The following is a 3324-nucleotide window of genomic DNA, read 5'->3' as shown; positions in this document are numbered from 1 at the left end:
GTGTTGAAATATGATAAGAGCTTTCTCAGCTATGATATTGTTGAGTTGGTAAAGGCGGGGATAAGTTCTGAACAAGCGAATGGATATGGTCAGAGATTTCCCGGCTATGGGATTGTTGAGTTGGTAAAGGCTGGGATAAGTTTTGAACAAGTGAACGGATATGATGAAGGATTGCCCATTTCAGAGATTATCAGCCTTGAAAAATCACGTCTCGATCATGTAAATGATAAGTGATTTGGAATTTAGCCTATGTTTTCCCAGAAGCATTTTTGGCAGTGGATTTTGTATGGGGCGGTTTCGGGGTAGGTCGAGAGCATGGGATTTTGGCAGTTATCGCATGTGCGCTTATATAGTTTGCGTTCACTGCGCAGAGCGAGACGTTGCCTGTGTCGACACTCCGGACAGAAATCCGGATTCGGAAGATTTTTTCTTTTATACAAATCCGCTTCCTGCGGGATAACCGTAAAGTCTTTTTGGCATCCTTCATTTTTGCATTTGAGTACTTGAGTTTGTGCGTTCATGGTAATGTTGGTTATATTGTGAATAAAAATTGTCAGTTAAGTATGGTTGCCATAGCTTCAATCGTTCGATCTTCTTCGTTTGCCCATCTATGATTCTCATAGTCCGAAATAAAGAAGAGTGATAAATTATATAGGTTTTGGTCCATGAGTTCTTTTTTTATTTCAGCTACTTTTTTGTGATATTCTTCCTCAGAATATGGTTGGTTGAGTATGTGGTACTCCTTGTTTTCTATATACACGCATCCGAAGCAATTTTTTAGATTTTTGGAGTACGCTATGAATTCCGAATCACTGCATTGGTCTATATGTAGTCCGAAATTGCAATTGTAGTTCATCGGAGAGTGTATGCACTGGTAGCAAGCCTCGGATTCGAAACATACCGTCAAGTCGCAACAGTCTTTGTTGGCGTTGGCTTCGACTACGTAGTAGCAGTCTTCGAGAAGGAACGAATCGTAGCATTGAAACGAGTCCTTGCATTCGGATATATTTTCACCGACCGATCCTTCCGTCATGAGTTGATGATTCCCTTGGTGTATCGCAATTTTATTCACTTCTTCCAGTTTTTGTTTTAGCCATATTTGCGTTTTTGGATTTGCCAGATCGATTTCCGCGCGACGCTTTTTGAATTCTTCTTCGCTCAATTGTTCGTTGAACATGCGGAATTTTTTCTTCGATAATCCCGTGCATCCGAAACAATTTTCGCATCCGTGGCAGTCGGTACAATAATCGCAGTCTATGCATGCGGAACAATTTTTGCTGTTGGATGTCATGTAACAATCCACGCAGTCGACACATTCGACGCACCACTCGCAACCTTTACACATTGCGATTCCGGTGCAGTCGGAGCACTTGCGCGAGTAGCGTCCGTAGTATACGTCTTCGCAATAAAATACTCCGAAGCAGTAGTAGCAGTTTTTTGATTTTATGGCGGTGTCCGCGTAGCCGCAATTTTCAGTTTGGACTTGTTTTAGATTGTAGCGCGGCTTTTCCAGAAGCAGTTTTTGAAATTCTTGTATGAAGTTCATAATGTGTTGGGTTAGCGTTTGATATTACATTGTATATCATTTCTTTATTCTGTCATAAAAAATTATCATATTTGTGCGGTATGGTTTGGATTTTCAGGGTTATTGGCTTGTGAAAGCGATAGTTGTTTGCTAAAATATATGTAGAAATCAATTCTACATTCTTTTATTTTTAATCGTTTTTTTATGTTACAGGCGGCAGATCTGGCTCGGATCAAGGCTCAACTCAAGCAGTTCGGATGCTCTGACAGAGAGGCGCAGATTTATGTGAAATGTCTTCAAATGGGGCCTGCTACCGTGCAGGAAATTTCGCGAAAATTGAGACAAAATCGAGTGACCGTTCACAGTGCGATAGAGCAACTTATAGAAAAAGGTTTTGTGACCGAGAGTCGCAGAGGTAAGAAGAGATTGATTGTGGCGGAGGAGCCGGATGTGCTTTATAAGCTGATACAACAAAAGAAAAACGAACTTACTCTCATAGAGGCGAATGTGGATTTCGCCGTGAAGCTTTTGCAATCCGTTAGAGCGGAAGAGATCGGTAAGCCCACAGTAAAATTATATGAAGATGTTGAAGGTTTTAAACGTATGCTTGAAGAATCGCTCACCGCGAAGGGGGAACTCCTCGTATTCACTTATGTTGATTTGTTCTCGCAACTGTTGGATCCGGATTATCTGGAAGATTATTTTGTTCGTCGGGCGGCGAAGGGAATTCATACTCGATTGATTTTTCCTCCGTGTGATTTTGCATACCGTGTGAACAAAAAAGCCAAGCAGTATAAGATTAGAATTCGCTTACTTCCGGCTAATTTAAAATGGAGGTCCGGATTTTTTGCCTGGAATGATTCGGTGTCACTTAAATCTTTTACGGAGGGTAGACTGACCACTACTATCATAGAAAACAGAGATATCGCTCATTTTATGAGGAATATCGTTTTTGAACTTATTTGGAATATCGCCGAGCCTGTTTAGAATTGAGATATAAATTTGTTCATAAAAATTTCAAATTTCTTTTTCCATTTTGGCATGTATTTATTCAGCAATGCTGTAAATTTCTCGCTATGCTTTTCTTCAATAAAATGAAGCAATTCGTGCAAAATAACATATTCAATGCAGCTTTCCAGTTTTTTTGCTAATTCAAGATTAAGCCAAATATTCTTTTTTTCGTCTTTCCTGTCCTTTGAATTTCGCCTGCATTTTTTTGATCCAAGAAATTCTGGTCGCCAAAAAAGTACGAATCATTGGATAAAAATTTACTTATCATTTTTTAGTTTTAGAGATTTCTTGTTCTTTTCATTTTGTAAATAATTTTTCTCGGAAATAACACTTCGTTCAAGTTCTTTTTCTGCTTCTTTGCGTGCCGTTCTTGCCACGCCTCCGCCTCGTTTTGCCACTTTCTTATTTTCAGGCATGCCTTTGGGCTTTTCCTTTTCGCATTTTTCCGTCAGGCGCGAGTAATTTCAACTCGTGACAAAATGTCACGACTTCACTTCCTTCGGCTATCAGCCTTTGTTTAAGCTTTCTCCAATACGCTCCCGCGTCGGGGCTATCGGTAAGTGCTGAGCACACATCTACAATGGAGAAATACCATTGTTCTTCATGCCAGATTTTACGAATCTGCTTGGTTTGAAAGGGTGCGATTTTGGGTTCTTTAAACAAATTGGGCAATGCTGTGCGCGCACACGTCTTGAACGCCGTACTTCAGACGTCATTCCCGGGAACGGGCGTCGAATGCCGTATTTCAAAGTTCAATCTCCATGAAAACGCTTTGAAATGTGTACTTC

Annotated in this window: 6 protein-coding genes and 1 pseudogene; 2 read left to right on the top strand and 5 right to left on the bottom strand. The window is 40.4% G+C overall.

Features of this window, described 5'->3' with window-relative positions; all coding sequences use genetic code 11:
* Window positions 1–234, top strand: a 234-nt coding sequence (locus tag Q8P68_04390; protein MDP4008401.1) for a hypothetical protein, incomplete at its 5' end; no start/stop codon positions are given.
* 8 nt (window positions 235–242) lie between these two features.
* On the opposite strand, the gene Q8P68_04385 is transcribed toward Q8P68_04390, so the two are convergent.
* Complete coding sequence (locus Q8P68_04385; protein ID MDP4008400.1) at window positions 243–521, bottom strand: hypothetical protein; 279 nt, start codon at window positions 519–521, stop codon at window positions 243–245.
* A 32-nt stretch (window positions 522–553) separates the two neighbouring features.
* Complete coding sequence (locus Q8P68_04380) at window positions 554–1546, bottom strand: hypothetical protein (GenBank protein ID MDP4008399.1); 993 nt, start codon at window positions 1544–1546, stop codon at window positions 554–556.
* 183 nt (window positions 1547–1729) lie between these two features.
* On the opposite strand from Q8P68_04380, the gene Q8P68_04375 reads away from it, so the two are divergent.
* The gene (locus Q8P68_04375) at window positions 1730–2512 is read left to right on the top strand and encodes a helix-turn-helix domain-containing protein (GenBank protein ID MDP4008398.1); all 783 of its coding nucleotides are present in this window, start codon (window positions 1730–1732) and stop codon (window positions 2510–2512) included.
* On the opposite strand, the gene Q8P68_04370 is transcribed toward Q8P68_04375, so the two are convergent.
* The 3 genes and pseudogenes from Q8P68_04370 to Q8P68_04360 all read right to left on the bottom strand — a co-directional run bounded on the left by Q8P68_04370 (window position 2509) and on the right by Q8P68_04360 (window position 3199).
* Entirely contained in the window at window positions 2509–2694 is a 186-nt protein-coding gene (locus tag Q8P68_04370) for a M48 family metallopeptidase (GenBank protein MDP4008397.1), read from the bottom strand. The two genes, Q8P68_04375 and Q8P68_04370, sit on opposite strands and share 4 nt — an antisense overlap.
* Before the next feature lie 99 nt (window positions 2695–2793).
* On the bottom strand, window positions 2794–2952 hold the full coding sequence (locus Q8P68_04365; protein ID MDP4008396.1) for a hypothetical protein: 159 nt from the start codon (window positions 2950–2952) through the stop codon (window positions 2794–2796).
* A 19-nt stretch (window positions 2953–2971) separates the two neighbouring features.
* A pseudogene (locus Q8P68_04360) lies at window positions 2972–3199 on the bottom strand (phage antirepressor protein).
* Between the last annotated feature and the right edge of the window lie 125 nt (window positions 3200–3324).

It is taken from the genome of Candidatus Peregrinibacteria bacterium (assembly GCA_030700255.1).
Classification (GTDB): Bacteria; Patescibacteriota; Gracilibacteria; order UBA1369; family JABINC01; genus JABINC01.
The sequence above is the reverse complement of the archived record's forward strand: the minus strand, read 5'-3'. Positions and strand labels throughout refer to the sequence as shown.

Bases quoted from the DNA above. Each gene is read 5' to 3' on its own strand.
- Q8P68_04385 (MDP4008400.1), bottom strand. From the start codon at position 521: ATGAACGCACAAACTCAAGTACTCAAATGCAAAAATGAAGGATGCCAA.
- Q8P68_04380 (MDP4008399.1), bottom strand. From the start codon at position 1,546: ATGAACTTCATACAAGAATTTCAAAAACTGCTTCTGGAAAAGCCGCGC.
- Q8P68_04375 (MDP4008398.1), top strand. From the start codon at position 1,730: ATGTTACAGGCGGCAGATCTGGCTCGGATCAAGGCTCAACTCAAGCAG.
- Q8P68_04365 (MDP4008396.1), bottom strand. From the start codon at position 2,952: ATGCCTGAAAATAAGAAAGTGGCAAAACGAGGCGGAGGCGTGGCAAGA.